Raw genomic sequence first — 4019 nt, 5'->3', positions numbered from 1 at the left:
CGTGACCGGCCTTGTCAACGGCCTGGCGCGGGCGTTCGTCAACGGTGCCACCGTCGACTGGGCGACGGTGCTCCCGGCCGGGAAGCGCGTGGAGCTGCCGACGTACGCCTTCCGGCACCAGCGGTTCTGGCCGGAGGGGACTCTGAACTTCCCCACGCCGGGATCGGTCGCCGGTGGCGATGGTGCGAGTACGGCGGCGGAGGCCCGGTTCTGGGCCGCCGTCGAGGACGGTGACCTGGCGCGGATCGCGGACACGCTGGCCATCGAGGACCAGCAGCATCTGGGTGAGGTGCTGCCCGCGCTGGCGTCCTGGCGGCGCCGTGAGCAGGATCGTTCGGCGACCGCGAACTGGCGCTACCGGGCGAGCTGGGCTCCGGCAACCGAGCCCGACTCCCATGTCCTGTCCGGCACTTGGCTCCTTGTGGCCCCCGCTGGGCCGGGCGAGGACGACGTGGCGCGACAGTGCGCTGCGGCGCTCGGCGCCCGTGGTGCCGAGGTCGTCGTGGCAGAGGTGGCGGCCGGCGTCGTGGACCGCGCGGATATGGCGGCCGTACTGGGTTCGGCGCTGGAGCGTGCGGGCGCGGAGTCCGGTGTGGCCGGTGTGCTGTCGCTGCTGGCGCTGGACGAGACCCCGGTGCCGGACTACCCGGTGGTGACCGGGGGACTGGCCGCGACGCTGGGCCTCATCCAGGCTCTCGGCGACGCCGACGTCGTCGCGCCGCTGTGGCTGGCCACCCGGGGCGCGGTCGTGGCCACCCCCGGCGAGGCGCTGGTCAGCCCGGTGCAGGCGCAGGTGTGGGGTCTGGGCCGGGTCGTCGGCCTGGAACACCCGGATCGCTGGGGCGGGTTGGTCGACCTGCCCGCGACGGTGGACGACCGGGCCGGTGCGCGCCTCGTAGCGGTGCTGGCCGGGTGCGGCGAGGACCAGGTCGCCATCAGGACGGCCGGAATCCTCGGCCGCAGGCTGACCCGGGCGGCACAGCACCGTGGCAACGGCCGTACCTGGACACCGCGCGGCAGTGTGCTGATCACCGGTGGTACGGGAGCGATCGCCGGGCATGTGTCGCGCTGGCTGGCCGGGCGCGGGGCACCGCGTCTGGTGCTGACCAGCCGCTCCGGGCCCGGAGCGCAGGGCGCTGCCGCGTTGGCGGCCGAACTGGCGACCGCCGGGACCGCCGTCGACGTGGTGGCGTGCGATGTCAGCGACCGGTCGGCCGTGGCCGGGCTGGTGGCCTGGACCGGAGCGACGGGAGCTGCCGTCTCCGCCGTGATGCACACGGCAGCGGTGCTGGACGACGGTGTCGTGGACCGGCTTTCGGTGTCGCGTCTGGAGACGGTGCTGGCCGCGAAGGCCGCCAGCGCCGCCCACCTGGACGAGGCGACCGCCGGCCTGGACCTGGACGCGTTCGTACTGTTCTCCTCCGCGGCGTCGACTCTGGGAGCCGCGGGTCAGGGCAACTACGCGGCGGCCAACGCCTACCTGGACGCCCTGGCGGAGCACCGGCGGGGCCGCGGCCTGGCCGGTCTGACCGTGGCCTGGGGCGCATGGGCGGGCGGCGGTTTCGCCGCGTCCAGCGAGGTGGTGCGGGCGCGGGTCAAGCGTGGCCCGATGCCGCCCATGGACCCGCAGCTCGCCGTACGCGCCCTGGGCGAGGCGCTGGACGGTCCGGACGCCGTCGTGACGGTGATGGACGTCGACTGGGCCCAGCTGGTGGCGGCGCCGGGCGCCACGGACCCGCGGGAGACACCCCTCGTACGCGATCTGCCGGAGATCCGCCGGCTCGCCGCCGTCTCGGGTCCGAGCGGCAGCGGTACGCATCGCAGCGAAGGCGAACTGGTGCGACGCCTGGCCGAGTTGGGTCGGGCGGAGCAGGAGCGGGTGCTCACCGATGTGGTGCGGGCCGAAGTGGCCGCGGCACTGGGGCACGCCTCGGCCGAGGCGATCGAGGGCCGCCGGGCGTTCAAGGACCTGGGCTTCGACTCGCTGACCTCCGTCGAACTGCGCAACCGCCTCAACGGTGTGACGGGGCTGCGACTGCCCGCCACGCTGGTGTTCGACTACCCCACCCCGGTCGCGCTGGCCACCTGGCTGCGGACCGAGATGGTCCCCGACGAGGCGGTGTCGGTGCCGCTGCTCGCCGAGCTCGACCGGCTGGAGGCCGCGCTTCGGGAGTCGGTGGACGAGCCGGTGCGCGAGGAGGCCACCGAGCGGCTGCGCCGGCTGCTGGATGCCATGGGCAGCCAGGACGCCGACAAGAGCAAGAAGCGGCGTGAGGAAGAACTCGAGGCCGCGACCGACGACGAGCTGTTCGCCCTCGTCGACGAACTCGAGTGACCCCTGCCCGGTCCTGACGGGCCCCGCCGGAACTGGGCTGGCCGCACGCTCCGTGCGGCCGGCCCGCCCCTGAAACTGCCGAAACATCATTCCTGGGAGCTGACGTGTCTGACGAGGACAAGCTTCGTAGTTACCTTAAGCGGGCCATTGCAGACGCCCAGGACGCCCGAGCACGGCTGCGCAAGGTGCAGGAGCGGGCGACGGAGCCGGTGGCGATCGTCGGTATGGCGTGCCGTTTCCCGGGTGGTGCGGGCAGCCCCGAGGAGTTCTGGAAGCTGCTGTCCTCGGGCGGGGACGCGGTGGGCGGTTTCCCGACCGACCGCGGCTGGGACCTGGACAGCGTGTACGACCCGGATCGCGAGAGCGATGGCACCTCGTACGTGGCGCAGGGCGCGTTCCTGCGCGATGCGACGGTGTTCGATGCGGGGTTCTTCGGGATCAGCCCGCGCGAGGCGCTGGCGATGGACCCGCAGCAGCGTTTGCTGCTGGAGACCTCGTGGGAGGCGCTGGAGCGGGCCGGGATCGACCCGCAGTCGCTGCACGGCAGCGCGACCGGTGTGTTCGCGGGCGGTTTCGCGTCCGGTTACGGGATCGGTGTCTCGTGGGCGGGTCAGGGCGGTTCGGGTGCCGAGGGGCACTTGATGACCGGCAATGCGACGAGTGTGCTGTCGGGCCGGGTGTCGTACGTGCTGGGTCTTGAGGGCCCGGCGGTGACGGTGGACACCGCGTGCTCGTCGTCCCTCGTAGCGCTGCACCTGGCCGTCCAGGCGGTGCGCTCTGGCGAGTGCTCGCTCGCGCTGGCCGGTGGTGTGACGGTCATGGTGACGCCGGGGACCTTCGTGGAGTTCTCGCGGCAGCAGGGGCTGTCGGAGGACGGGCGCTGCCGTGCGTTCTCCGAGGACGCCGACGGCACCGGCTGGGCCGAGGGCGCGGGCATGCTCGTCGTGGAGCGACTGTCCGACGCGCGGCGCAACGGCCACAAGGTCCTCGCGGTGGTACGCGGCTCCGCGGTGAACCAGGACGGTGCGTCCAACGGTCTGACGGCGCCCAACGGCCCGTCCCAGCAGCGCGTGATCCGCGCCGCCTTGGCCAGCGCCCAGCTGTCGGCCAGCGATGTGGACGTGGTGGAGGCGCACGGTACGGGCACCACGCTGGGCGACCCCATCGAGGCACAGGCACTGCTGGCCACCTACGGACAGGAGCGCGCGGAGCAGGGCCCGTTGTGGCTGGGCTCGGTGAAGTCCAACATCGGCCACACCCAGGCCGCGGCCGGCGTCGCGGGCCTGATCAAGATGGTGCTCGCCCTCCAGCACCAGCAGCTCCCGCAGACCCTGTACGCGGACGAGCCGTCCTCCCACGTGGACTGGACCGCCGGCGACATCAAGCTGCTGACCGAGTCGGTGCCGTGGCCCGCCGGAGAGCGTCCGCGCCGCGCCGGAGTGTCCTCGTTCGGTATCAGCGGCACCAACGCCCACGTCATCGTGGAGGAGGCCCCCGAGCCTGCCGAGACTCCCGCTGAGGGCGAGGAGACCGGTGCGCCCGAAACCGCGGCGGCGGTCGTAGAGATCGGTGGCGCCGGTGCGTGGCTGGTGTCGGGTCAGTCCGTGGAGGGTCTGGCGGCGCAGGCGGGTCGGTTGCGGGAGTGGGTTTCGGCTCGTGCGGAGTTGGAGCCGGTGGATGTGGG

The 4019-nt window shown here is 73.1% G+C and carries 2 protein-coding genes; both read left to right on the top strand.

Annotated elements, in window-relative coordinates; translation table 11 throughout:
- Positions 1–2335, top strand: a 2335-nt coding sequence (locus AC4IJH_RS43115; protein ID WP_490857503.1) for an SDR family NAD(P)-dependent oxidoreductase, incomplete at its 5' end; no start/stop codon positions are given.
- Between the two features lie 104 nt (positions 2336–2439).
- The coding region (locus AC4IJH_RS43110) for a type I polyketide synthase (RefSeq protein ID WP_490857502.1) at positions 2440–4019 on the top strand (1580 nt) is incomplete at its 3' end.

Source organism: Streptomyces sp. UF-297 (genome assembly GCF_058245575.1).
The sequence above is the reverse complement of the archived record's forward strand: the minus strand, read 5'-3'. Positions and strand labels throughout refer to the sequence as shown.